Source organism: Metabacillus sp. B2-18 (assembly GCF_021117275.1).
GTDB lineage: Bacteria > Bacillota > Bacilli > Bacillales > Bacillaceae > Metabacillus.
Genome location: NZ_CP088245.1, coordinates 4,870,759 through 4,894,548 on the forward strand (window position 1 = coordinate 4,870,759; position 23,790 = coordinate 4,894,548).

General features: G+C 38.1%; 20 protein-coding genes and 2 pseudogenes. 5 read left to right on the forward strand and 17 right to left on the reverse strand.

Features of this window, described 5'->3' with window-relative positions; genetic code table 11:
- Nucleotides 1-39 precede the first annotated feature (39 nt).
- Together istA and istB are read left to right on the forward strand one after the other, a co-directional pair.
- Nucleotides 40-1,330 (forward strand): annotated as a pseudogene (gene istA, locus LPC09_RS24365) (IS21 family transposase).
- Between the two features lie 49 nt (nucleotides 1,331-1,379).
- A pseudogene (gene istB / locus LPC09_RS24370) lies at nucleotides 1,380-2,077 on the forward strand (IS21-like element helper ATPase IstB).
- Between the two features lie 311 nt (nucleotides 2,078-2,388).
- Here istB and LPC09_RS24375 read toward each other — a convergent pair.
- From LPC09_RS24375 to LPC09_RS24400, 6 genes are all read right to left on the reverse strand, one after another.
- Complete coding sequence (locus LPC09_RS24375) at nucleotides 2,389-3,006, reverse strand: thymidine kinase (protein WP_098795429.1); 618 nt, start codon at nucleotides 3,004-3,006, stop codon at nucleotides 2,389-2,391.
- 215 nt (nucleotides 3,007-3,221) lie between these two features.
- Nucleotides 3,222-3,434, reverse strand: coding sequence for a 50S ribosomal protein L31 (rpmE, locus tag LPC09_RS24380; RefSeq protein ID WP_098795428.1), 213 nt, complete (start codon nucleotides 3,432-3,434; stop codon nucleotides 3,222-3,224).
- 162 nt (nucleotides 3,435-3,596) lie between these two features.
- Nucleotides 3,597-4,868 carry a transcription termination factor Rho gene (gene rho, locus LPC09_RS24385; RefSeq protein WP_098795427.1) on the reverse strand — a complete coding sequence of 424 codons (1,272 nt, stop codon included), beginning with the start codon at nucleotides 4,866-4,868 and terminating at the stop codon, nucleotides 3,597-3,599.
- Between the two features lie 353 nt (nucleotides 4,869-5,221).
- On the reverse strand, nucleotides 5,222-6,511 hold the full coding sequence (locus LPC09_RS24390; RefSeq protein WP_098795426.1) for a UDP-N-acetylglucosamine 1-carboxyvinyltransferase: 1,290 nt from the start codon (nucleotides 6,509-6,511) through the stop codon (nucleotides 5,222-5,224).
- A gap of 620 nt (nucleotides 6,512-7,131) precedes the next feature.
- Nucleotides 7,132-7,989: a class II fructose-bisphosphate aldolase gene (locus LPC09_RS24395; RefSeq protein WP_098795425.1), complete on the reverse strand. Its 858-nt coding sequence runs from the start codon at nucleotides 7,987-7,989 to the stop codon at nucleotides 7,132-7,134.
- Nucleotides 7,990-8,197: 208 nt separating this feature from the next.
- Complete coding sequence (locus LPC09_RS24400; RefSeq protein WP_098795424.1) at nucleotides 8,198-8,572, reverse strand: response regulator; 375 nt, start codon at nucleotides 8,570-8,572, stop codon at nucleotides 8,198-8,200.
- Nucleotides 8,573-8,892: 320 nt separating this feature from the next.
- Here LPC09_RS24400 and LPC09_RS24405 point away from each other — a divergent pair, with 320 nt between their 5' ends.
- Nucleotides 8,893-9,438, forward strand: coding sequence for a DUF2529 domain-containing protein (locus LPC09_RS24405; protein WP_098795423.1), 546 nt, complete (start codon nucleotides 8,893-8,895; stop codon nucleotides 9,436-9,438).
- A 36-nt stretch (nucleotides 9,439-9,474) separates the two neighbouring features.
- Here the strand turns inward: LPC09_RS24405 and LPC09_RS24410 are convergent, their stop codons facing one another.
- The 6 genes from LPC09_RS24410 to LPC09_RS24435 all read right to left on the reverse strand — a co-directional run bounded on the left by LPC09_RS24410 (nucleotide 9,475) and on the right by LPC09_RS24435 (nucleotide 14,163).
- Nucleotides 9,475-10,239: an IclR family transcriptional regulator gene (locus tag LPC09_RS24410; RefSeq protein ID WP_098795422.1), complete on the reverse strand. Its 765-nt coding sequence runs from the start codon at nucleotides 10,237-10,239 to the stop codon at nucleotides 9,475-9,477.
- Between the two features lie 111 nt (nucleotides 10,240-10,350).
- On the reverse strand, nucleotides 10,351-11,703 hold the full coding sequence (gene accC, locus LPC09_RS24415) for an acetyl-CoA carboxylase biotin carboxylase subunit (protein WP_098795421.1): 1,353 nt from the start codon (nucleotides 11,701-11,703) through the stop codon (nucleotides 10,351-10,353).
- 24 nt (nucleotides 11,704-11,727) lie between these two features.
- Entirely contained in the window at nucleotides 11,728-12,198 is a 471-nt protein-coding gene (gene accB / locus LPC09_RS24420; protein ID WP_098795420.1) for an acetyl-CoA carboxylase biotin carboxyl carrier protein, read from the reverse strand.
- A gap of 15 nt (nucleotides 12,199-12,213) precedes the next feature.
- The gene (locus tag LPC09_RS24425) at nucleotides 12,214-13,206 is read right to left on the reverse strand and encodes a 5-oxoprolinase subunit C family protein (protein WP_098795419.1); all 993 of its coding nucleotides are present in this window, start codon (nucleotides 13,204-13,206) and stop codon (nucleotides 12,214-12,216) included.
- Nucleotides 13,203-13,919, reverse strand: a complete 717-nt coding sequence (gene pxpB / locus LPC09_RS24430) for a 5-oxoprolinase subunit PxpB (protein WP_231309806.1) — start codon at nucleotides 13,917-13,919, stop codon at nucleotides 13,203-13,205. Before pxpB ends, LPC09_RS24425 begins: the two co-directional genes overlap by 4 nt.
- A 100-nt stretch (nucleotides 13,920-14,019) precedes the next feature.
- Nucleotides 14,020-14,163: a hypothetical protein gene (locus LPC09_RS24435; protein ID WP_176550965.1), complete on the reverse strand. Its 144-nt coding sequence runs from the start codon at nucleotides 14,161-14,163 to the stop codon at nucleotides 14,020-14,022.
- Between the two features lie 285 nt (nucleotides 14,164-14,448).
- On the opposite strand from LPC09_RS24435, the gene LPC09_RS24440 reads away from it, so the two are divergent.
- Nucleotides 14,449-15,207 carry a LamB/YcsF family protein gene (locus LPC09_RS24440; RefSeq protein ID WP_098795418.1) on the forward strand — a complete coding sequence of 253 codons (759 nt, stop codon included), beginning with the start codon at nucleotides 14,449-14,451 and terminating at the stop codon, nucleotides 15,205-15,207.
- A 71-nt stretch (nucleotides 15,208-15,278) separates the two neighbouring features.
- The gene (locus tag LPC09_RS24445) at nucleotides 15,279-16,460 is read left to right on the forward strand and encodes an NRAMP family divalent metal transporter (protein WP_231309807.1); all 1,182 of its coding nucleotides are present in this window, start codon (nucleotides 15,279-15,281) and stop codon (nucleotides 16,458-16,460) included.
- Between the two features lie 248 nt (nucleotides 16,461-16,708).
- Here the strand turns inward: LPC09_RS24445 and LPC09_RS24450 are convergent, their stop codons facing one another.
- The 5 genes from LPC09_RS24450 to LPC09_RS24470 all read right to left on the reverse strand — a co-directional run bounded on the left by LPC09_RS24450 (nucleotide 16,709) and on the right by LPC09_RS24470 (nucleotide 23,725).
- On the reverse strand, nucleotides 16,709-16,786 hold the full coding sequence (locus tag LPC09_RS24450; RefSeq protein ID WP_442920048.1) for a hypothetical protein: 78 nt from the start codon (nucleotides 16,784-16,786) through the stop codon (nucleotides 16,709-16,711).
- A 101-nt stretch (nucleotides 16,787-16,887) separates the two neighbouring features.
- Nucleotides 16,888-19,242, reverse strand: a complete 2,355-nt coding sequence (locus tag LPC09_RS24455; RefSeq protein ID WP_231308650.1) for a carbohydrate-binding domain-containing protein — start codon at nucleotides 19,240-19,242, stop codon at nucleotides 16,888-16,890.
- Between the two features lie 198 nt (nucleotides 19,243-19,440).
- A complete protein-coding gene (locus LPC09_RS24460; RefSeq protein ID WP_231308651.1) occupies nucleotides 19,441-21,219 on the reverse strand; it encodes a methyl-accepting chemotaxis protein in 1,779 nt (592 codons plus the stop codon).
- A 116-nt stretch (nucleotides 21,220-21,335) separates the two neighbouring features.
- Nucleotides 21,336-22,685 carry a GH1 family beta-glucosidase gene (locus LPC09_RS24465; RefSeq protein ID WP_231308652.1) on the reverse strand — a complete coding sequence of 450 codons (1,350 nt, stop codon included), beginning with the start codon at nucleotides 22,683-22,685 and terminating at the stop codon, nucleotides 21,336-21,338.
- A gap of 38 nt (nucleotides 22,686-22,723) precedes the next feature.
- Nucleotides 22,724-23,725: a LacI family DNA-binding transcriptional regulator gene (locus LPC09_RS24470; RefSeq protein WP_098795414.1), complete on the reverse strand. Its 1,002-nt coding sequence runs from the start codon at nucleotides 23,723-23,725 to the stop codon at nucleotides 22,724-22,726.
- Nucleotides 23,726-23,790: the final 65 nt, after the last annotated feature.

Consider the following 23,790-nt stretch of genomic DNA (forward strand, 5'->3'; position numbering starts at 1 on the left):
TTTGTGATGTACATGCATACTTAGTTTGAGGTGGAGAGAATGCATGTACAGCTAGATTTAACGACAGAGATAGAAGTAAAAAGTCTAGAAGATTTACCAAAGTTAAAATTTCTAATGGAGAGCTTAAAACATGAAAATAAATAAAAGTAAGATAGGGCGAGAATTGGGAGTAGATCGGAGGACTGTGGATCGATATTTAAATGGAAAGGGGCCAAGTAAAACCCGTAATAGAAAATCTAGAATAGATGAGTTATATGGTGTTATATCAGACCTACTCTCAAAGGATTCAATACAAACTTTTTACTACAAGAGAGTTCTTTGGGAGTACTTAAAGGATAACCATAGTTTGAACTGTTCCCAGTCATCTTTCCGACGATACATATCAAACAAACCTGAGTTCCAAGCATATTTTACCGATGGTAAAAGAACTCAAGCAACACAATCTGTTGTTCGTTATGAAACCCCTCCGGGGGAACAGGCTCAATTCGACTGGAAGGAGAACATAAAATACATAACGTGTGATGGGGAGATTATACACGTTAATGTAGGAGTGTTGGTGTTAGGAAATTCAAGGTTTAAGTCTTATGGTTTAACCATGTCCAAATCACAAAGTATATTAATGTCCTTTTTGATGGAGTGCTTTGAAGCAATTGGTGGAGTACCAAAGATCATTTTAACGGACAATATGAAAACAGTAATGGATGAACATAGAACAGAGTATTCAAAAGGAGTGGTTAATGAACGATTTGAACAGTTTGCCAGTGATAGTGGATTTGAAATCAAACCTTGTATTGCAGGAAGGCCAAGGACAAAAGGGAAAGTAGAGAGTATTATGAAGCTCTTAGATGAGATTCATGCTTATCAGGGTAAATTCACTTACGAAGGACTTCACCAATTTGTTCAAAAGCTTTGTGAACGCCATAATCAAAGTTTTAATCAAGGAAATAGAAAGATTCCAATACTTGCTTTAAAACAAGAAAAGAGTCACTTACTCCCCCTACCAAGGAAAGAAATAAGAGACTCTTATAAGATCAAACACAAGCTTGTAAAGGTTAACCCTGCGAGCATGATTACGTACAAATCAAACCAGTATTCAGTACCAGCTGAATACAAAGGGAAAACCGTTGGTTTACAAGTCTATGACGATCACATACATGTATATTATAACACGGATTTGATCGCTCAACATCGAATCAGTAGTAAGGTGCTGAATTATAAGGAAGAACATTATACAGACGTATTGTCACGGGGAATGCCAGACTATCCTGATATTGATGAGCTAGCTAAAAAGAATCTACTGGCAATGGATGAGGTGTATAAAATTGAATAGTAGTTATCAACAATTAGTAAGTAATTTAGAATATTTAAACTTAAAACAGATGATTACTCATCTTAACGATACCATTGATTTTAGTACCAAGAATGAATTATCTCTCGTTGACACATTGATGAAATTAACAAACTATGAAATAGATGTTCGTGAGAAAACAATGATAAATTCAATGGTTAAGGTGGGGGCTTTTCCCCACCGTAAAGAGATAAATGAGTTTAACTTTGATTTTCAACCAACGATAAATAAACAACAAATTCTTGATTTTCTTTCTCTGCGTTTTATCGAAGATAAACAGAATATTATCTTCATGGGAACTAGTGGTGTTGGCAAAACTCACTTAGCGACTTCGATTGGAATCGCTGCAGCCAAAAAACGAACAAGTACCTATTTTATTAAATGTAATGAACTTATCTTAAACTTGAAAAAGGCAAAGCTAGAAAATCGCTTAGAGTCTCGATTAAAGCACTATGGGAATATAAATTACTAATTATTGATGAAATTGGTTACCTTCCAATTGACAAAGAAGATGCCAAACTATTCTTTCAGCTAATTGATTTGAGATATGAAAAGAAAAGTACAATCTTAACTACAAACATTAGCTTTAAAGAGTGGGATGCGGTGTTCCAGGATTCTAAATTAGCAAATGCAATATTAGATCGTGTATTACACCACGCAACAGTTGTCAATATTGTTGGTCCCTCTTATAGAATTAAGGATCATTTACAAAAAGAAGATGATGATTAATTTTGTACATTCTTAAACGATCAAAATTGTACATCGTTAGCTTGACATTTACATTCATCACCCTTATGAAGAGCATCTCCCTTCATTCGAACCGCCATAATGGTCTTCATCTCTACAATTTAAAAATTCACACCCTGCTTTGGCAGTCCGGAACAAAAAAACAGCCCAATTTCATCAAAAATTGGACTGTTCAATTTAAATAAATATTTTTTTAGTTGTCAGACAACACTCAAGCCATTCGACAAAATCCGGGAAGTGACAGGCACCGCCAGCTAGACGCAGACAGGCATCGCCGCGGCGCAACCCCAACCCTACTTCACCACATTACTCTCTCTCTTAAAGTCCTTTACCGGTGCGCCCGGTACTTCGTGGTGGTGTCTGCATCTTGGTTCGTAGGATTCAGAGGCACCGACTAGGATGATTGGGTCGTCATAGGATGCTGGTTTGCCGTTGATGAGTCTTTGGGTACGGCTTGCAGGAGATCCACAGACAGAGCATACAGCTTGAAGCTTTGTGACGGATTCAGCTAGTGACATTAGGGCAGGAACTACGCTGAAAGGTTCTCCTCTGAAGTCTTGGTCAAGTCCAGCTGCAAGGACGCGGTAGCCTTGATCGGCTAGTAGAGTTAGGACGTCAACAATTTGTTCATCGAAGAATTGGACTTCATCGACTGCGATGACGTCTGTTTTTTCTGTTATATATTCAAAAATCTCAACTGATGCAGCGAGTGGTTTGCATATGATGGCTGTTCCGTTATGGGAAACAACACTTTCTTCGCTGTATCGATTGTCGATTACAGGTTTAAATACTTTTACTTCTTGTTTTGCAAATTGAGCTCGTCTTACGCGACGAATGAGCTCCTCTGATTTGCCTGAGAACATGCTTCCGCAAATGATTTCAAGCCATCCACTTTGCTTCATTACATACATTGAAACGGCCTCTCCCTTCGTTGCCCCGAGTTTACTCGGACAACCGATTCCTGGTAAAGTGATCATCTATTATGACATGTATTATACATGGTATCAACGTTCAAAAACCCTACCAATATATGTAGGATAACCAAATTTTAGTGTGAAAATTGTAAAAGTGGGCGTGAAAAAACAGGCAAGAGCCAAAATGTCCTGCCTGTTTGGAAAAAGCCTTATTATTGTTGTTGTGACTTAAGGCCGTATTTTTTGTTGAATTTATCTACACGTCCACCTGCATCTGCAAATTTTTGACGTCCAGTGTAGAATGGATGGCACTCAGAACAAACCTCAACTTTGATCTCTTTGTTAGTAGATCCAGTTTCGAATTCGTTACCACATGCACATGTCACCATAACTGTATTATAGTTTGGATGAATTGCTGATTTCATTCTTTTCATCTCCTTCCGCCCTGAGTCTTTCGAAACAGAGTTATATATCTAGGCTCTCACTCGTCCAACTGACAAGCTGTTTCCTAGAAAAGCACATGATGAAATTATAACAAGTGCTTAAACTAAAATCAAGCTGAAGTTAAATATTACTATTTTGATTATTTACCGAGTTCGTGCCTTTTTCATTTCTTCATCTAAGTTACTAAAGAATTCCTCGTTTGATTTTGATTGACGAAGTTTTCTTAGGAACTTTTCAACAAAATCAGGAGTGTCTGTCATAGATTTACGGATCGCCCATAGTTTTTCAAGGTGTTCTTTAGGAATAAGAAGCTCTTCTTTTCTTGTTCCAGAACGACGAATATCGATTGCTGGGAAGATACGTTTTTCTGCAAGAGAACGATCAAGGTGAAGCTCCATGTTACCAGTACCTTTGAATTCTTCGTAAATTACGTCATCCATACGGGAGCCTGTATCAACTAAAGCTGTAGCTAAAATGGTTAAGCTTCCGCCTTCTTCAATATTACGAGCTGCACCGAAGAAGCGTTTTGGACGGTGGAATGCCGCTGGGTCGATACCACCTGATAATGTACGGCCACTTGGCGGGATGACTAAGTTATAAGCACGAGCTAGACGTGTGATGCTGTCCATTAAGATGATCACGTCTTTTTTATGCTCAACTAGGCGCATAGCTCTTTCAAGAACAAGCTCGGCCACTTTAATATGATTTTCTGGAACCTCATCAAATGTAGAGCTTACAACATCACCAGCTACTGAACGTTCGATGTCAGTTACTTCCTCAGGTCTTTCATCGATTAACAGGACGATTAGCTCTGCTTCAGGGTTGTTTGTTGTGATGCTGTTGGCAATTTCCTTTAAAAGCATTGTTTTACCTGCTTTAGGTGGTGCCACAATTAAACCACGTTGCCCGAATCCAACTGGTGCAATAAGGTCCATAATTCTTGTAGATAGGTGATTAGGTTTTGTTTCAAGATATATTTGTCTATCTGGGTATAGAGGAGTTAGTGCTGGGAAGTGAACACGTTCCTTGGCTGTTTCAGGGTCTTCACCGTTTACCGCTTCTACATGAAGTAACCCGTAATAGCGTTCGTTTTCTTTAGGAGGTCGAACTTTACCTGAAACTTTGTCTCCATTACGTAAGTCAAAGCGTCTGATTTGGGATGCTGAGATATAAATATCCTCTGAGCTTGGTGAGTAATTAATCGGTCTTAAGAAACCAAATCCTTCAGACTGAATAATTTCCAAAACACCTTCCATAAACAGTAAATCTTCTTGCTCTGCATTTGCTTTTAAAATCGCAAAAATTAATTCTTTTTTCGTTAGCTTGCTATAGTAAGACACTTTATAGTGACGTGCAAGCTCGTATAATTCTTTCAATTTCATATGTTCCAATGAAGAAATTGAAACCTGATTCATAAAAACACCACTCTTTTTCAATTTTCAATACATCATACTTTCAAACGATCATCATTCAAACTCATTTCATATGTGAGAACTTGTCTAGTAGCAAATTAGGATGAAGATGATTTGCTCTATGTTGTAAAAGAAGAATAAACATATCACTTTAGGATAGAGAAGGAAATGAAGGTGAGCTTGAAGTAGATTTTGTAGTTATTCATTCAATGCAGCACTCTTTATTTTTACCCTATTTTTTAGATTTAATCAATCATTTTTGGGATTTTCCATTAAAAATAGAGCAATTACAAAGAAAGTATGATCGTCAAGGACAAAGGTGTTCCTTATCCTTGACGATCATATTTTACAACTTATTACGAATTTTGAAGTTGTTCAATTTCTTTTTCTGTTAATTTTTCACGCCAAATTGTTGCTCCAAGGCCTGTTAGTTTTTCTTCTAACTGACTGTACCCTCGATCAATATGCTCTAAACCTGTTATCTCCGTTATTCCATCTGCCATTAAGCCTGCGCAGACTAAGGCAGCCCCTGCGCGCAGGTCACTTGCTTTTACTTTTGCTCCTTGAAGCTTAGTAGGGCCCGAGACGATTGCTGATCTGCCTTCAACTTTAATAGTTGCACCCATTCTTCTAAGTTCATCAATATGTTTAAAGCGTGCAGAATAAATGGTGTCTGTTACCATACTTGTTCCAGTTGCTTTTGTAAGGAAAGAAGTAAATGGCTGTTGCAAGTCTGTTGGAAAGCCAGGATATACGAGCGTTTTAATATCAACAGCTTTTAGTTCCTTTTGACCACCAACGATTAATATCTGGTCATTACTTGTTTCAATATGCATGCCCATTTCTCTTAGCTTCGCGATTAGGGATTCAAGGTGTAAAGGAATGACATTGTCAATCATGACCTCTTTACCCATTGCAGCACCAATAATCATATATGTTCCTGCTTCAATGCGGTCAGGAATAATGGAATGACGGCAGCCATGCAGCTTTTCAACACCATCGATGCGGATCACATCTGTACCAGCACCTTTAATTTTCGCACCCATACTTGTTAATAATGTCGCAACATCAATGATTTCCGGTTCTTTTGCTGCATTTTCAATAATTGTTCTGCCTTTAGCTAATACAGCTGCTAGCATAATGTTAATGGTTGCACCAACACTAACAACGTCTAGATAAATACGAGCTCCTTTTAGCTCATCAGCACGAAGATAGATCGCACCTTGTTCATTTGTGATTTGAGCACCTAATGCCTCAAACCCCTTAATGTGCTGGTCAATCGGGCGGGGACCTAAGTGACAGCCACCAGGAAGGCCGATTACTGCCTTTTTGAAGCGACCAAGCATAGCTCCCATTAAATAGTAAGAAGCTCTAAGCTTTTTCACTTTTCCGTTTGGTAAAGGCATCGAAATCATCGCAGAAGGATCAACGACCATCTCGTTGTTTTTCAACTCTACTTTACCACCGATTTCCTCTAATAAACCACCTAATATATTCACATCTGAAATGTTTGGTAAACCCTCAATTGTAACAGGAGATTCAGCGAGTATCGTCGCTGGGATCAGTGCAACCGCACTGTTTTTTGCTCCACTAATTGATACTGTACCTTTTAGTAAATCTCCACCGGCAACTTTTAATTTTTCCATGTTAGTCTCCCTTCTATGAAGTTGACTTTCCGGAAAGAACATTAAGGGTGAGCTAAGCTCTGTTTTAAGCATAGCTATGTATAAAATCACACGACCATCATGTTTTCCGAATAAAAACATCTAGTCAACATAATTAAAAAATTAGCAACCATGTTATACGACTATTACTTTTTAAAAGTGTTTATCTATTTTATTGCCTTATATGCCTTAGTCAATACATAACAATCTTACTTATGTAAAACTTATTCATTAAGAAGATATAATCTTTTTTTAACCCTCTTATTATTAAACCATCTATTGTGTTGGACAACAATGATTTACTGTAAAAGAATCCGTTTTTCCATCCAGTTTTTGAGAGCTTCGTGAATAAATGCTGTACTTAAGATAGGAAACTTGATGCACTGAAAGGTTTTTGTAGGTTATGATTTGCGGAAAAAGAATTAAAATCTCAGATGACAAATGAAAACGGACTAGCATAGGCAAGTCCGTTTTCTATTATTCTATCAATTATGGTCAGCTAGGTAAAGGTTTAGAAGGATTTTACCACTAATTTGTTAGCGCTTTCTTAATTTTCGGAATATAACCGCCTTTTTGCAAGGCGGTTTATCCCTAAAATATTATTACGCTTTATTAGATGAACCAAATTCACGCATTTTGCCGATAACTGTTTCTTTAATCGCGTCACGAGCTGGTCCTAAATATTTACGTGGATCATATTCATCTGGCTTCGCAGCTAACACTTCACGAACTGTTTTTGCAGAAGCAATTTGGTTTTCAGTGTTAACGTTGATTTTAGCTGTTCCGAAAGAAATAGCTTTTTGGATATCCTTAGTTGGGATTCCAGTACCACCATGAAGTACTAATGGCATGTTTGTTAAGCCAGCGATTTCTTCCATTTCTTTGTAACCTAAGTTAGGCTCACCTTTGTATGGTCCGTGTACAGAACCAAGAGCTGGTGCTAGGCAATCAATACCAGTGCGTTTAACAAGTTCTTCACACTCTTTTGGATCTGCATAGATTACGCCTTCTGCTACAACGTCATCTTCTTGTCCACCAACAGTTCCAAGCTCAGCTTCAACTGATACACCTTTTGAATGAGCATATTCTACAACTTTAGAAGTTGTTGCAATGTTCTCTTCAAATGGATCATGTGAAGCATCAATCATAACAGATGTGAAACCAGCATCGATTGCTTCTTTACATTTGTCATAGCTTGAACCGTGATCAAGGTGAATCGCTACCGGTACAGTGATGTTGTAGTCTTCGATAAGACCTTCAACCATTTTTACAACAGTTTTGAATCCGCCGATATAACGAGCAGCACCTTCAGATACACCAAGAATAACTGGTGAGCTTTCTTCTTGAGCTGCTTGCAGGATCGCTTGAGTGAACTCAAGGTTGTTGATGTTGAATTGACCTACTGCATACGCTTCGTCTTTTGCTTTGTTAAGCATTTCTGTCATTGAAACTAAAGGCATGTGAAAAATCCTCCTATATAGACCTTATTTTTCTTATACAGAAAAGTATATCATACCTAGCATGACCAAATAATTTTCCTTATATGTAACTTCGCATGATCACTTTTCACATCTTCTAGCATACCAATATATGAAGATTTCGGCAACAATTCGACATATATTAGGGTAATATAATATTACAGGATGCTTGCAAAGTTAGGTTTCGTAATTAATTCGCTTTAAGTGGTAAATACTTTTTTACTGCTTCACGAATTTCATCGATGTCAAAAGGTTTTGCAAAGTGTGTTAGTGCGCCTAAGTCTTTTGCTTCTTGAATCATATCAAGTTCGCCGTAAGCAGTCATGATGATGACACGGATATCTTGATCGATTACTTTCATTCTTTTTAGAATTTCAATTCCATCCATTCCTGGGATTTTCATATCAAGTAACACAAGGTCTGGAGAGTGGTTTTCTACGATTTCAAGTGCTTGGAAACCGTTTGCTGCTTGAAATGTTTGATATCCTTCTTTTTGAAATACTTCATTTAATAAAATACGAATTCCGTATTGATCATCAACAATTAAGATCTTTTCTTTTAACATTGTCTACACCTCTTGAGTTATTTTTGTTGTTTGTGACATGTTTCGAACTTTATTTTAAAATTAGCATTTATTTTCACGCTAAAATTAAGCGCTTTAAGCATAAATAAACGATCACCTAATGGATTCGTTTCCCCCTTGATATTTCCTGCATTTTTTCATCTTCTTTTCTCGACAAATTCTGCTTGGGTTAAGTTTATCATAATAAGGTTTGTTATGGTAAACTTGTTGGAGCGGTGCCTGTCACTTCCCGAATTTTGTCACAGAAACTTCGGGTGGTGACAGGCACGCCCCGAAGTTTGTCACATTAGGAGGTTATATTTTTGATGAAAATTTTCTCCACACAGTTAACGGGTCATTTTAACCGAATTGTTGAGCAAGAGGAGCTGAGTATTGAGGATAGTGCGCGCTTGCTTGCCCAGGCATTAGTTGGTGAAGGAAAGATTTATATATATGGTTTTCAAGAGTTACATGGAATTGTTTTAGAGGCGGTTAACAGTAGTGAGCCTCTTATCCGTTCAGAAGCGTTGTTCAATCAAAACGGTGAAATGAAGGAACTAACAGCTGCCGACCGTGTCCTTCTCTTTACATATCGATCCACTGATGCTGAAGCGATCAAACTTGCTCAAGAATTATCTTCTAAAGGAATTCAAACAGTTGGTGTTTCTGCTGTGATTAAAGGTGAAGATACAGGCCTCAACACTATCACCGACCTACATATTGATTCAAAATTAAGGCAGCCGCTTATTCCCGGTGAAGATGGTGAGAGATACGGTTTTCCTGCATTAATGACATCGTTATATGTTTACTACAACTTAACTTTTATCCTAAAAGAAATTTTAGATGAGTTTGAGGAAGATGAGCTTTAATTCTCAACGAAAAAAGAATGAACTCCCCAAGTGAGTTCATTCTTTTTTATTATCGTACCCTAATTTAACTGAAATATTTTCAGCGACTTCTTTCACTTTATCAATAATAACCGGAATTGTTTCTGCTTGGAAACGAACATTTGGACCTGCCACACTTATACCTGCAACAACTTCTTTTTTATGATTAAAAATTGGCGCAGCGATTGATGTCGTATAGTCTTCTAGCTCTGAGTTACTAATTGTATATCTATTCCTCTGTGTTTCCTTTAATACTTTACGGAGCTTTTCTTGGTCAGTAATCGTTCCTGATCCAATTGCTCTTAGTTCGACATCATGTAAATATTGCTCTAGTTCTTCTTCAGGTAAAAAAGCAAGAAGAACTCTTGAACATGCCCCAGCATAAAGAGGAGATTTCCTGCCGATTGCTGTATACAGCCTAACTGGCTGAGTTGTATCAACCTTTTCAATATACATCGCTTCATTTTGGTCTCGAATTGTCAGGTTTACAGCTTCTCCCATTTCATCTCGAAGTAATTTCATATAAGGTAAGGCAATTTGACGGATATCCAGCCTGTCCGCTACCAATTGACCGTATTGTAAAAATAATAAACCAAGAGAGTATTTCCCCTCTTCATCTTTATCAAGAAACCCCATATCCTCAAGTGATCCGAGCATACGATGAACAGATGTTTTTGGCATGCCGGAAACTTTGATCATTTCATTAAAAGATAGTTTAGGGTGCGTTAAAAAAAGGTTAAGGAGGTCCATCGATTTAATCACGGTTTTATTCTTATTTTGCAAAAATTCTCCCCCTTAGTCGATACATCTATCGAAAAAATTGTCTATCATTCATTATATATTTTTTCTTATCTTTTACAAGATTTGTATTAGACTAGGGTATATGCAGAGAATTTATTCTTTTATTGAAATATGATAGGTTTCTAGAAACTTCGTATTGAACTCTCCCGTAACAAATGCATCATGCTCTAGTAGTTCGAGATGAAACGGAATCGTTGTTTTAATACCTGTTATGAAGAACTCATCAAGAGCCCTTTTCATTCTGTTAATCGCATCTTCGCGATCTTTTCCCCAAACGATTAGTTTGGCAACCATTGAATCATAAAAAGGAGAAACAGTGTACCCCGGATAAACAGCACTATCTACCCTAACACCAAAGCCACCTGGTGGAAGATATCCTTCTACAAGACCAGGAGATGGCATAAAGTTTTTCGCAGGGTTTTCAGCATTGATACGACATTCAATTGCCCAGCCGTTAATTTTGATTTCCTCTTGTTTAAAAGATAATTCGTACCCAGCAGCTACTGCTATTTGCTCTTTAATAAGGTCAATGCCAGTAACAAGCTCTGTTACGGGATGCTCAACTTGGATACGCGTGTTCATTTCCATAAAATAAAAATGACCATGTTTATCTAGTAAAAACTCTACCGTTCCCGCACCATGGTATTTTACAGATTGAGCTGCTTTTACAGCCGCATCCCCCATTTTGTTACGCAGTACTTCATCTAGGGCTGGTGACGGAGCCTCTTCAATTAGTTTCTGATGTCGGCGTTGAATGGAGCAATCTCTTTCACCAAGATGAACAACATTACCGAATCGATCGGCGATGATTTGAATCTCAATATGACGTGGCTCTTCTAAATATTTTTCTAAATAAACTCCCGGATTTCCGAAGGCTGTTTCTGCTTCTTGCTGTGCTTGACGAATTGCTTTTTTCAATTCTTCTGCACCGTACGCGACTCTCATACCTTTACCGCCACCGCCTGCTGTTGCTTTTACGATCACTGGATAACCAATTTCAGTCGCAACTTGCAATGCCTGTTCCTCATCTTTGATCAACCCATCTGTTCCCGGTACAGTCGGCACTCCTGCTTTACTCATTGTTTCACGGGCTACGTCTTTAGTTCCCATTTTCTGAATTGCATCTGAGTCTGGGCCAATAAATGTGATATGACATTTTTCACACGCCTCAGCAAAATCAGCATTTTCGGCAAGAAAGCCATAGCCAGGATGTATTGCGTCCGCTCCTGTCATTGTTGCAGCACTTAAAATATTCGGGATATGTAAATAACTTTCCTTTGAAGCTGTTTTCCCAATACAATAAGCTTCGTCAGCTAATTTTACGTGAAGCGCTTCTCGGTCAGCCTCAGAGAAAACAGCAATTGTTTTAATCCCTAATTCTTTACACGCTCTAATAACTCGAACAGCAATTTCTCCTCGATTAGCAATTAACACTTTCTTAAACATACGATGCTTCCTCCTTACGAAAAGTTAAGATTCTCTAATTGCAAACAAAGGCTGTCCAAATTCAATAAGTTGACCTTCATCTACTAAAATCTCAACAATTTCCCCATTTACTTCAGCTTCAATTTCATTGAAAAGTTTCATGGCTTCTAGTATACAAACAACAGTGTTCTTTTGAACTTTTGAGCCAACTTGAACAAATGGATCTGCATCTGGATTTGAACGGGAATAGAATGTACCAACCATTGGAGACAACACTTTATGCAGATCTTCTTTCACCTCTTCTACCTTTTCTTTTTTCTCCACGACAGGAGGCTCTTTTACAACTGGTGCTGCTTGTGGTTGCGGGCTAGAAATCTTTTCAACAACGAGTGAACCTTCTACTTCAGAAATTTTTTCAATCACAACCTTTGTACCCTCGTGCTCTAACCTAAACTTTTGAATGGATGAAGAATCAATTGCTTTAATCATTTCTTTAATGTCATTTATATTTAGCATGAATTGTCACTCCTTCTATTGTTTTAATTTATAGGTAATACTCACCGCTAATTGCTTTAAGCTTTTTTCTCTTTCTAGATACAATCTTTCAGCTTCTTCTAATGTTATTTCAGTAAAAGAAATGGATTGACCTGGCATAACCTGCGCAACAACTGGTAAGTCAACAGTTGCAACTTGGCCAATTTTCGGATATCCCCCTGTTGTTTGGCGGTCTGCAAGCAGGATAATTGGATTTCCATCAGGAGGGATTTGAATCGTTCCGTGAGCAACAGCTTCTGAAAGCATTTCCATTTTTTTCTCTAATTCAATAGCAGGTCCTGATAATCGGTACCCCATTCGATCCGATTGTGGCGACACTCTAAAAGATTGGGTGAAAAACTGCTGCTTGCTTTGTTGTGTAAAGTGTTCAAACTGTGCTCCTGGTAAAACGCGAATATTCGGATTTTTCGCAAAAGGTAAAAACTCATTCCAACGAACAGACCAGTTAGCTGTTAAGAAAGAACTAGTAGATTGCATGTTTTTTAGTTTAACTCCTTCTGATATCGAGTTTGTTTCTAACATATCTCCCTCTTGAATCGCTCTACCTTGATATCCACCTATTTCTGCTCTTAAGTATGTGCTTTTGCTCTTCATCATTCTCTTAACAGCAAAGCCACCAGCTACTGCCAGATAAGCCCTGCAGCCAGATTTTTGTGCTCCGAATTGAAGTTTACTTCCTTTTTTCACGAAAACTGGACGCCATAATGGGACAGAAACTCCTTCAATGGTTGGAGATAAATCACCTCCTGTAATCGCGATGAGCATATCTTTTTCAAATAACAACGTTGGCCCCATTAGAGTAATTTCTAACGCAGCTTCTCCTTCTGAATTGCCAACTAATAAATTTGCAATTCTAAGAGAATATGTATCCATTGCACCACTAACAATGACTCCGTACTTTTGGTATCCATATCTTCCTAAATCCTGAATCGTCGTAAGCAGCCCTGAACGTAAAGTGGTTATACTCATTTATTTCCCTCCTTCCATTCCAAAAAGTCTTTGTAGGAAATAGGATAGAACTTCACTACATTTCCAGCCTGAAGTAGACTTGGTGGCTCTTTTTCTGATAAGAAAAGACTAAGAGGAGTTTGACCAATCAGCTGCCAGCCGCCTGGAGTGGAAATTGGATAAACACCGGTTTGTTTCCCGGCAATTCCAACAGAACCGGCTGGGATGCTAGTTCGTGGTGTGGAACGTCTTGGTGTTGCAATTTTCTCTGACATTCCTCCTAAAAACGGAAAGCCAGGGGCAAATCCGAGCATATAAACGAGATATTCCCCACCTGAATGAAGGCTTATCACTTCATCAGTTGTTAAGTTGTTTTGTTTAGCAACAAACTCCAGATCCGGACCGCATTCACCACCATAGCAAACGGGAATTTCAACAGTCCGGTGTGGTTCAGTTTCTTCATCTTTTAGGTTTGTTAATATATCCTCGATGATGGAAAGGACAATTTTGTAAGGAGAGACAATTTGTCCAACTTTATAAGCATGATTTTTATCTACTAATAGTGGATCATAAAAAACGGTCACACCTGTATAAGAAGGAATGCATTCAATGAATCCCTTAAAGCTGTTTTGTGTTAAATAATTGGACAGCATTTGTACCTTACGATGTGTGGAATATTCAATTTCAGAACCAAACCGAATCACAATCGCAGCATCTCCAGCAGGTTCGATCATGACGTTTGCTTGATTTATATGATTAGTCTTTGTCAATCCTCTCACATCCTCTTTGCATCTTTTAATAAGAAGATTTCCATTTTGGGATTTTCCTTAATGACTATTGGAAATCATTATAGTAAACAATTTGGGAAAGAAATTTACTTCCTTTTATTTTATCATAAGCTTCTTTTGCTTCTTTTTCGTTATTGAACTCAAACATTTTCGGATGATTTTGCTCTGAGTAGACAGTGATAACCCACATTAGAGAGCCTCCTAAGCTATTTTTATTATAATCTATTTATTATATTCCGTTAAACGGAACTGAATTTCCTTATATCGGACTTAGAGGCTATTATAATTTTAGTTTTTATAAAATACAACAAAAAACTTGAACAAAATTATGTTTGTTAGAATAGATAACAAAATAGTTCAAAAATTTAAACAGATACATTATAGTCAATCCATGTTACAATAATTGAAACTATAGTTCCTAAATTCGGGAATAAAACCAATTGTACACTCATTCTTTTTTAAGGGGGAATCTTACTTGTATCAAATTGATTTGAATTGTGATTTGGGAGAAAGTTTTGGGGCTTATAAGATTGGGATGGATGAAGAAGTTCTTCGTTTTATAACATCAGCGAATGTGGCTTGTGGATTTCATGCCGGAGATCCATCTGTGATGAGAAAAACGGTGCAACTTGCTCTTAAGAATAACGTTAAGATTGGAGCACACCCTGGTCTTCCTGATTTAGCAGGCTTTGGTCGACGTAACATGAGTATTTCTCCGCAGGAAGCGTATGATCTCGTTGTTTACCAAATAGGAGCTCTTTCCGGCTTTTTAACGGCAGAAGGAGAAAAAATGCAGCATGTTAAACCACACGGTGCTTTGTATAATATGGCGGCCAAAAACAGAGAATTATCGGAAGCAATTGCCGAGGCTGTTTACAAAGTAGATCCACAGCTGATTCTTTTCGGTCTTGCCGGAAGTGAATTAGTAAAGGCTGGTGAAAAAATCGGACTTAATACAGCACATGAAGTCTTTTCTGACCGAACCTATCAGCAAGACGGCTCATTAACACCACGAACTCAACCCCATGCCCTTATACATAGCTATGAAGATTCTGTTTCACAGGTTATTCGTATGATCAAGGAAGGAAAAGTTCGTTCAACGCAAGGCGTTGATGTACCTGTATTAGCTCAAACAGTTTGTATTCATGGAGATGGTCCTGAGGCTCTTGTATTCGCTAAACAGCTAAGAGAGTCAATGCAATCTGAAGGCATAGAAGTAAAAGCGTTTAGTTAGGAGGAAAATGTATGGAGCCACTTAATGTTTCACCAAAAAAGGATGATAAAAGCAAATCATCTTTACCAAAAATGAATTGGTCACTCTTAATGGGGGCTGCCTTTTTAATGGCAACCTCAGCAATTGGACCTGGTTTCTTAACACAAACAACTGTGTTTACTCAAACATTAGCAGCCAGTTTTGGTTTTGTTATTTTAGTTTCTATTATTTTAGATATTTTTGCTCAAACAAATATATGGCGGATCATTGCTGTTTCTGAAAGAAGAGGACAAGATATCGCCAACATGGTTTTCCCGGGACTCGGGTATATCCTTTCCTTCCTAATCGTCCTTGGAGGTCTTGCCTTTAATATTGGGAATATTGCGGGTGCCGGGCTCGGTTTAAACGCGATAACCGGTGTATCGCCGGAGGTTGGTGCGGTGATTGGTGCAGTGATTGCAATCTTTATTTTCGTTGTAAAAGAAGCAGGAAAAGCAATGGATCGCTTCACACAAATTGCCGGATTTGTCATGATTGGATTAATGATTTACGTTGCGATTACAACAGCTCCTCCTGTTGGTGAAGCGATCATCAGATCGGTTGCACCCTCCCAAATTGATGTTTTGGCGATTGTCACGTTAGTTGGTGGTACAGTTGGTGGATATATTACCTTTGCTGGTGGACATCGTCTTTTAGAAGCTGGTGTAAAAGGAAAAGCCGCGATTCCAGAGGTAACAAGAAGCTCTGTTGTCGGGATTTTATTTACATCTGTTATGCGTATTGCCCTTTTCTTAGCCGTACTGGGAGTTGTTTCAAAAGGGTTGAGTTCACAAATTGATCCAACGAACCCACCTGCATCTGTGTTTCAGCTTGCGGCTGGAGATGTTGGTTATAAAATTTTCGGTATTATTATGTTTTCTGCTGCCATTAAATCGGTAGTTGGTGCAGCGTATACTTCTGTTTCGTTTATTCGTACATTTAGTGATAAATTCGAGAGAAATAATAAGCTGATTACAATTGGTTTTATTGTTGTGTCAACTCTTGCATTTGTGTTGATTGGAAAGCCAGTTAAAGTGTTAGTTTTGGTTGGTGCTTTAAATGGTCTGATTTTGCCATTAGCGCTTGGAACATTACTTGTTGCGGCTTATAAGAAGAGTATTGTTGGGGATTATAAGCATCCGTTATGGTTAACGATTTCAGGTGCGCTTGTAGTGATAGTGATGGCGTTAATGGGCGGGTATACGATTATTAAGTCGCTTCCGCAGTTGTTTTGATTTGGTGAATGTGGACTAAGGGTAAAAATTAGTCCGTTCCATTGCGCTGCAGAAACTTGCTTTCCGCGGGGCGTGCGCTGAGCCTCCTCGGCTTTGCCTGCGGGGTCTCACCTGTCCCGCTGCTCCCGCAGGAGTCAAGTTTCTTCCGCTCCATTACACTATTGTTCTTTAAATTTATTTAAATGCACCAATCTTAACCAAAAAAGCTTGTAGAGATAAATCATAGTCTCCACAAGCTTTTTCACGTATTATTCTTGTTCTAATTTAGCTCTTCTTCTTAGATAGAAGTAGGATCCAGCCCCTACTAGTAATACTAGTCCACCAATCAATAGTGTATTGAAAGAGTTTGTTGCTGTTTTTGGTAGCTTTTCACCCTTATTGTCTTTATCTTTTTCTTCTGCTTTTTCTTTATCTTTTACAGGTGTTGCTACAGGGTCTTTGCTTGCTTCGTCACCGTCAGTAGGGTCTGTGTTTGTCCTTCGTTTTCACCAGTGCCTGGTTGAGCTGGTGTTTCTTCGTTTCCGTCACCTGTACCAGGTGCGGAGGCTTTGTCGAATCTTACATTATCAACAAACATTCTTCCTGCAAAGTCACTGTTATCATCTGCGAAAATGAGTAGCATGTTACGTAATGCTGTATCTGGCTTTACGTTTTCAAGATTTGTAACATCAATTTTCGCTTCATAGTGATACAGGTCATCTGCTGTTTTTTCTGCAGAATCTAATGCTGTTAAATCAATATCAAATGTTTCAGAAGATTGTTGCCAGAAACCTAGTGATTCTGGTTGGAAAACTAAGTTAATGGAAATTCCACCTTCTGTTGCACGTGTTGGGTCAAGGTATAAATCAAATGCAACATATTCATTGTCACCGCGTTTTAAATCTTCTGACCAGAAGTCTAGACGTGGAGCTGATGCCCAGTTGTCAGTTGGTTTCACTTCAGGATATGCAAATTCCCATGATAATGCTTTTGAACCGTTTGCTTCTTCAATTGTTAATGCTGTTTTAACTCCTGAGTCGCCACTCCATTTCCAGCCTTGACGAGTATCATCCTCAAAAGTAGATGGAAGTGTTGCTACTCCTTCTGGGTCATTTATTACTTCAACCTCAATTTCTTTACCTGTTACCGTAATATTATCTAAAGAAACAATATCTGTATTTTCAGCTCCAACAAATAATATGATATTTTCTAAATTATTATTGTCTGGGCTTTCTGCAATTGTTGCTAATGATGGAGCATCTTCTTTTGAAATGGTTAATACTGCTTTGTATTGATTTCCAAATGGTACAAAATCCTCCGCTTTTACTTGGATGGCACGTGTCGGATTAGCCCATCCTGCTGAAGGTCCTTGTGGAATGGCTGCAACAGAAACAGTTGTTGGCTTGTCCACAATCACATCCATTGATAGTTCTTGCGCACCTAAAACATCTACCGACTCACCCCAGTTATCAGCAGATAGGCGTACATTTGCCCAATAGTTGTCTGCCGAAACATCACTGCTTGCATTTAATCCTGAAATTTGTAGAGCTCCATTAACACTCTTTAACGTTACATCTTTTACTGGACTATCACTATTTACGCCAAAGCCTTGTGTAGAATCTGTAAAGTCAAAAAGTACTTTCGAATATTTCGTACGATCGATCGGCTCATAAGAAACTCCTTTAATACGAGCACGAACATATTCACCTGATAAGCTTAATTCTTTCGGCGCCCACACTTGATCAGCACCTGGATCTAAATCAGTTGCCTCTGTTTTCCCCAATTGAAACGGAGTAAACGCTGCAGATGTTTCATTTTTATTTGTTAAGGACCAGTTAGCCCAGCTAATATTATTTTCATTTAAGAAGTTGATCCATTGATTTGCTTCTTCTAAATATGGACCGTTGTTTCCATTTGCTTCACTTGTGCCCCATTCTGTTGCAAAAACAGCTTGTCCTTTTTCAAGCGCATATCTAGCATTACTCATGACATTTTCACGATTTGAGCTATCTGATGCTGCTGGATGTGAGCCAGTGTAAAAGTGAACAGTATACATTGTGTTGGCATCATCAATTGGATTATCAGCAGCTAAATCTGCGCGTTGGCTCCAGTTCGGGCTACCTACAATCACAATGTTTTGATTTCCATTATCACGGAGCATTTTAATAATTGGCTCTGCATATGATTTAACTTTTGCCCAACCTTCTGCGTTATTTGTTAATCCAGGTCCATCATTACTATTACTACTTGGTTCGTTTGCTAATTCATAGATAATGTGAGGATCATTAGGATAAAGACTTGAAATTTCTTTAAAAAAGTTCAATGCCCCTTTATAAACATCAGCATTTGGATCTCCCGGAGCATGTACATGCCAGTCGACAATCACATACATATCGTTTGCTTTTGCTAATTCAATTCCATCAATAACTCGTTGCTTCATCAGTTTTGGATCTGTTGCATATCCACCTTCACCAACATACATCGCAAGACGAATAAGGTTTGAACCCCAGTCATTTGAAAGAGCCGAAAACGCATTTTCATTTAAAATTCCTGGGAACCATTGTAAACCGTGAGTACTCATTCCACGGAGCTGAATTGGTTGGCCGTTTTTATCAACCAATGTTTTTTGACCATTAACTACCTTAAGACTTAATGCCCCAGCTTGAGACGGTTTTTTTCCTGGTTCAACAAGCAAGCTGTTGTAATCAGCTTCTGCTGCTGAAGCAAAATTAGGTAGTAATGATGTTAATAATCCAAGAACCATTATTAGTGCCATAAACCTTTTTAGTATTCTGTGCTTCAAAATAAATCCCCCTTGTTTGATGTGAATCTTATATAGAAACCGGTTTCGTAAAAGAGAACAAAAGATGTTAGGAAACCGTTTTCTTTCTCACTTAAAAAAATATACACCCTTTGAAAACGTTAACAACAAATCTAGTATACTATGGATATTTGCTAATGTAAAGCAGTATAGTAAAATAATTCTAATTTTTCACTCATTTTATACACTAAACTTCTTTACTAGCTCCTGAAGTGCCAATGCTTTTTGACTTAACTCTTCAGATGATGAAGTAACATTTGCCATAATCGTATTTTGCTGTTCAACTGATGCAGCCACTTCTTCTGTATTTCCTGCTGAAAACACAGATATGTTCGAAATCTCCTCTATTAAATGAACCATGCTTTGTGTGCTAGCATTTACTTGCTCCACTATAGCTGATACTTCCTGTGATTGTGATGCAACCTCAGCTACCATATCTACAATATTCCCAAAAGAATCTCCGGTTTTATTGACCATCACAATTCCTTCATCAACAGCATTGATTCCACCTGTCATTGACTCTAGCGCATGAGCAACTTCTGCTTGCATTTCAAAGATCACTTTTTTAATTTCCTCAGCCGCTTGTCCAGATTGCTCCGCAAGCTTTCTGACCTCATCAGCTACAACAGCAAATCCTTTTCCATGCTCACCGGCTCTTGCTGCTTCAATAGCTGCATTTAGAGCTAATAAATTAGTTTGATCAGCAACACTCGTTATTAAAGAAAGAATTTGACCAATTTGGTTTGATTTGTTACTTAACGAATTCATGGCAGAAGAGGTATGTTGAACCTTATGCTGCACTTCATTCATCTGAACAACAGTTTGTGAAACAATTCCCTGTCCAGTTGTTGCCTTTTCATTTGTTGCTAATGTGAGATCGGAAACAGTTTGAATAGAATGTGCCGCCTGTGCCATTCCTTTTGATATTTCATGAATCACACGGTTTGCCTCAGAAGCACGTGTTACCTGATTCTCCGCACCTCCAGCTACCTCTTTAATCGCTGCTGAGATTGAATTGTTTCCTTGTTGTGTTTGTTCAGCACTAACTGTGAGCTCTTCAGATGTTGCTGCTACTCTCTCAGAGTTTTTCATTACTTCAATGATTAATTTCTTCAGATTGTCTGTCATTGTGTTAAAATCTGTTGCTAGTTTACCAATTTCATCTCTATTTTTGATCGAAATAGGCTCTAGCAATAAATTTCCTTGCGCTACCTGCTTCACACTTCTTGACATCTCTATCAACGGACGAGAAATGCTTCTTGAAAGAAGAAGCCCCATAATAATGGAGATAACTAATACAACGACAATCAAAATAGCTGTAATAGATAAAACGATTGTTGTTATAGTATGTCTCTCTTCTGCTGCTTTCTTTGCCTTTGATTGATTTAACTCAACAAGCTTCGTTAGATAACCTTCAACCGTTTCAATTTGTTGTCGGGATTGTTTGATCCTTTGACTTGCTTCGTCATCTTGATTAGCTCTTGATAGAGCAAGAATTTCTTCATGAACAACAAGGTATTTATCCCATTCTGCTTGGAATCCTGAATAAATAGTTTCTTCCTCTTTAGTTGAGATGGTATTCTCAAACTGCTCGAACAGCTCATCTAATCTACTAAAAATCGAGTCAAATCGTCCATCAAACTGGTTCATTTCCCCAATTGTTTCCGCACTAGCATAAAACAATTGAAACGCAGCCACCTGCTCGACGAGATACCTCATTTCACCGAGTCTTTCTACTGATGGAAGCCACACATCCTCTACTTCACTGGATTTTTTGTTCATTGTGTTTAATCCAGTAAGAGTAGAAACACTAAGAGCTGCAATTAAGATAAAAATGATAGCAAATACAGTAAAAATTTTTCGTCCAACAGTAAGCTTTAAGGGTAATTTCACAATAGTTCTTCGATGATTACTAGTACTACTCTTCTTCTTTCTGAATTTATGTAAGAGCTTCTGCATAAAGATCCCCCATCCCGCAGCCATATGATATTGTCTATTTATCTATTTTTCTTTACCCCTTGATGATAAAAATCCCCTTCCTCAACCGAAATCGGTTTCCGAAAGGGGCGTCTTTCTTAATAAAACATGTCAAAGAAACCATTTTTAATTGTTTGCTTATACCAATAGTAACTATCTTTCTTTGTTCTTTCTAATGTATTGAAATCAACGTGAATGATTCCAAAACGCTTATCATAGCCTTCTGCCCATTCAAAATTATCAAGCAACGACCATGTGAGGTAGCCTTTAATATTTACACCACTATCAATTGCTCGTTTTAATGATGTTAAATGTTGTTTCAAATAATCAATACGTCTTTGGTCTTTTACTCTGCCGTTTTCAACTCCATCATTGTAGCAGGCACCGTTTTCAGTAATATAAATTGGCACTGAACCGTATTGTTCGTTTATTTTTGTTAAAACCTTATAGAAGCCTTCAGGGTAGATATTCCAATCAAAATCTGTTTTTTCATAACCAATATCTACTTTTTCAGTATCTAGTAATCCCTCATTCTCTTTGTATCTAGTCACACTGCCTGTGTAGTAGTTGATTCCAACAAAATCAATTTCTTGGTTAATGATAGCCATATCGCCTTCTTGGATAGGCACTGTTACACCTTTTTTCTCGAACCACTCTACCATAAATTGTGGATAGCTACCTTTGAATACAGGATCAAAGAACCACTCAACAAACCAGCCTGTTGCTCTGTTACAAGCATCGATGTCTTCTTGTTTGTTGCTAAATGGCTCGTTCCATTCTGTATTAGGTGCATAACCAATTTCACCTTCGTATCCTCCGTCTCTTAGGCGGGATACTGCTTTACCGTGTGCAAGTAGTAAATGATGTGAAATCGTTGTAGCTAATTGTAAATTTTGGAATCCTGGTGCATGAAGTCCGATAAAGTTTGATAGAAATGATACACACCAAGGTTCATTGATTGTAATCCATTTTTTAATTTTTCCGTTAAACTCTTTAAACATAACCTCAGCATAATCAGCAAACGCATCTACTGTTTCACGGTTTTCCCAGCCGCCCTTATCTTGAAGAGCTTGTGGCAGATCCCAGTGATATAGTGTACACATTGGCTCGATTCCATTTGCTAGCAATGCATCTACAAAATCATGATAAAATTGAAGACCCTTTTCATTGATTTCTCCAGTTCCATTTGGAAAAATACGTGGCCATGATACAGAAAAACGATAAATATCAATGCCAAGTTCTTTCATTAATGCAATATCTTCTTCATAGCGGTGATAGCTGTCACACGCTACATCTCCGTTATCGCCATTTAATACTTTACCAGGTGTTTTGGCAAAGGTATCCCAAATGGAAAGACCTCTTCCATCCTCAGTTGCTGCTCCTTCGATTTGGTATGCTGCCGTTGCAGCTCCCCATCTCATCTCTTTTGGAAATTGTATAATTGCCATTGTTGTACCTCCACCAAATTCTTTTCTTATGATTGGCTTTATGATTCTCTTACTACTAAATTAGAATCGATAAAAACAGGCTTTAACTCTGATTTTCCATTGATGATGTCATTTAACATATACGCAGCAAGCTTCCCAAGCTGTTCTTTATCCTGCCTTACAGTCGATAGCTTTGGACTGCTATGTCGACATGCATCAATGTCATCACAGCCAATCACAGATATATCTTCAGGAACCCTTAGTCCCTTATCTCTAATCGCATCAATTGCACCAAAAGCCATCATATCCGATACTGCAAAAACAGCTCGCGGATAAGCTTTTGTTTCTAATATTTTATTCATGGCTTGATATCCACTTTCTTCATGGAAATCCCCATATTGAAACCACTCTTGATGAATCTCAAGGCCAAGCTGATCCATTGTTTCTCTTACACCTTTTTCGCGAAACATCGTGATCGCAGAATCTTCTTGACCACCAATAAACCCAATGTCTCTAGTTCCTTGCAAATAAAAGTGTTGAATCACTTTTCTTGATAAATTCACATTATCACTCATCACAAAGCTTGCTTTTGGTCCGCTAAGCTCCAGGTCAATTCCCATACAAGGAATTTCCTCTCGCACAAGCTCATAGATCGCATCCTCTACTTCTTCACCAGCAATGATGACACAACCATCTACATGAAAATGGCGACATCTTGCTAAATAACTACCATTATCTTTGTAGAATTGTTCGTTTGAGAACATGATAATGTCATAGCCTAGCGAACCAATTGTTTTTTTAAACGAAGTAACAACCTCATTAAAGAAAGGATGTGTAAAATCAACATTTACTTTACCGGCATAAATTAACCCAATTAAATTCGATTTTTTGGTGGCAAGTGCTTTCGCAGAAAAGGTAGGCTGATATCCTGTTTCCCGGATAATATCCAGCACCTTTTTCTTCGTCTTTTCACTAATACCACCATAATTATTTATAATTTTTGATACAGTTCCTGGAGATACTCCAGCCATCTTCGCAATATCTTTAATCGTTAAATTCATAGCGGTCCCTCAATTGCCTTTCGCCTTCATAATAGATTGCTTATTTACTGTTTAGATTACTATTA

What these genes read in the sequence shown, in the direction of transcription:
- LPC09_RS24375 (WP_098795429.1), bottom strand. Translation starts at nt 3,006, where the DNA reads ATGTATGTAATGAAGCAAAGTGGATGGCTTGAAATCATTTGCGGAAGC.
- rpmE (WP_098795428.1), bottom strand. Translation starts at nt 3,434, where the DNA reads ATGAAATCAGCAATTCATCCAAACTATAATACAGTTATGGTGACATGT.
- rho (WP_098795427.1), bottom strand. Translation starts at nt 4,868, where the DNA reads ATGAATCAGGTTTCAATTTCTTCATTGGAACATATGAAATTGAAAGAA.
- LPC09_RS24390 (WP_098795426.1), bottom strand. Translation starts at nt 6,511, where the DNA reads ATGGAAAAATTAAAAGTTGCCGGTGGAGATTTACTAAAAGGTACAGTA.
- LPC09_RS24395 (WP_098795425.1), bottom strand. Translation starts at nt 7,989, where the DNA reads ATGCCTTTAGTTTCAATGACAGAAATGCTTAACAAAGCAAAAGACGAA.
- LPC09_RS24400 (WP_098795424.1), bottom strand. Translation starts at nt 8,572, where the DNA reads ATGTTAAAAGAAAAGATCTTAATTGTTGATGATCAATACGGAATTCGT.
- accC (WP_098795421.1), bottom strand. Translation starts at nt 11,703, where the DNA reads ATGTTTAAGAAAGTGTTAATTGCTAATCGAGGAGAAATTGCTGTTCGA.
- accB (WP_098795420.1), bottom strand. Translation starts at nt 12,198, where the DNA reads ATGCTAAATATAAATGACATTAAAGAAATGATTAAAGCAATTGATTCT.
- LPC09_RS24425 (WP_098795419.1), bottom strand. Translation starts at nt 13,206, where the DNA reads ATGAGTATAACCACTTTACGTTCAGGGCTGCTTACGACGATTCAGGAT.
- pxpB (WP_231309806.1), bottom strand. Translation starts at nt 13,919, where the DNA reads ATGATCGAACCTGCTGGAGATGCTGCGATTGTGATTCGGTTTGGTTCT.
- LPC09_RS24435 (WP_176550965.1), bottom strand. Translation starts at nt 14,163, where the DNA reads ATGTGGGTTATCACTGTCTACTCAGAGCAAAATCATCCGAAAATGTTT.
- LPC09_RS24445 (WP_231309807.1), top strand. Translation starts at nt 15,279, where the DNA reads ATGAATTGGTCACTCTTAATGGGGGCTGCCTTTTTAATGGCAACCTCA.
- LPC09_RS24460 (WP_231308651.1), bottom strand. Translation starts at nt 21,219, where the DNA reads ATGCAGAAGCTCTTACATAAATTCAGAAAGAAGAAGAGTAGTACTAGT.
- LPC09_RS24465 (WP_231308652.1), bottom strand. Translation starts at nt 22,685, where the DNA reads ATGGCAATTATACAATTTCCAAAAGAGATGAGATGGGGAGCTGCAACG.
- LPC09_RS24470 (WP_098795414.1), bottom strand. Translation starts at nt 23,725, where the DNA reads ATGAATTTAACGATTAAAGATATTGCGAAGATGGCTGGAGTATCTCCA.